The 1,154-nt window shown below is 50.6% G+C and carries 1 protein-coding gene; it reads right to left on the reverse strand.

Annotation, left to right across the window (positions count from 1 at the left end):
- On the reverse strand, positions 1 to 926 hold a 926-nt coding region (locus A8O23_RS21165; RefSeq protein ID WP_066626145.1), incomplete at its 3' end, for an IS110 family RNA-guided transposase.
- Positions 927 to 1,154 lie beyond the last annotated feature (228 nt).

Below are 1,154 nucleotides of genomic sequence, written 5' to 3' on the forward strand. Positions count from 1 at the left end.
CCGGAATTTACAATGGCAAAAGCCTGCTTGAGCAGCTTGTTACACACGGCTATCAAAGCCAGCTTTCGGTTCTTTCCTTTGGCCACGAGCCGCTGGTACAATTCCCTGCAAGCCGTGTTCGCCCGCATCGCCGTCAGGCTGCACATATACAGTTTGCTTCTGATCTGGCTGCCACCCATCTTGGTTATTCTCACCTTTCCCCGGACACTGGAGCCGGAGCTATACTCCCTGGGGCACAAACCCGCTTTGGCAATGAGCTGGCGGTAGGATTCGACCTGCCTGAAACCACCATAAAACAGCAGCAGCATACCAGCTGTTTTCTTTCCGATCCCTGGAATGGAACTCAGCAGCTCCAACTGCTCCTTGAACTGATCCCGCAGGTGATCACCCAGTTCCTGCTCCAGCAGATGGATTTGTTTCTGCAGCACCAGCAGCGTAAGCTTTAAAGTTTTCAGGGTCATTCTATTCCTGACCGGCTGCCGCTCCAAAGCCTCCAGGGAGTTAAGGGTCATGGTTTTCTGCTTAATGAGCTGTTCAATGGTTTGCTCCAATTGCCGGCATTCCACCAGTTGCGCATCATCGGGCTGCCAAAGCCTCAGCTCGTTTTGCTGGCCATAGCGCATGATCCACTGGGCATCTTTCCGGTCAGACTTGCCCTTGCCCAGGTGCATCTGGATAAAACGTTTGATGACCAGCGGGTTCACCACCGCCACCTTTGCGCCTTGCTCGGACAGGAAATAAGCCAGGCGCATGTAATAAGAGCCCGTCGCTTCCATCACATACAGGCTCTCCGGCCCGCAGATTTTAACCAGCTTCCGGAAACCCGCCTTAGCATTCTCTACCTCCAGGTGCTGGGGCTTGCCGGCCGCTAAGTGGCAGACAGCCAAGGTTTCCTTACTCACGTCAATACCGACAACAGTTTGCATAGCTTAGGATTTTTAGTAAGTTTAAAAAAAGACAAGGGAGAAGACTATTGTGGCTTTATCTATCCTGATGCAAGCTCTCGGGCTTTATGGAACTCTCCAAAGTGACAATAGAAAAAGGAAGGGGATTGTCATGTTAGACAGGCTTACAACCGCCTCATTGTATAAATAATCTTGTTCCTCCCTTTCTTCTCTTTTGGTACAAGTTAAATGGTTTTTGCAAACATAGGA

Origin of the sequence: Rufibacter roseus (genome assembly GCF_001647285.1) — a bacterium.
GTDB classification, from domain to species: Bacteria; Bacteroidota; Bacteroidia; order Cytophagales; family Hymenobacteraceae; genus Nibribacter; species Nibribacter roseus.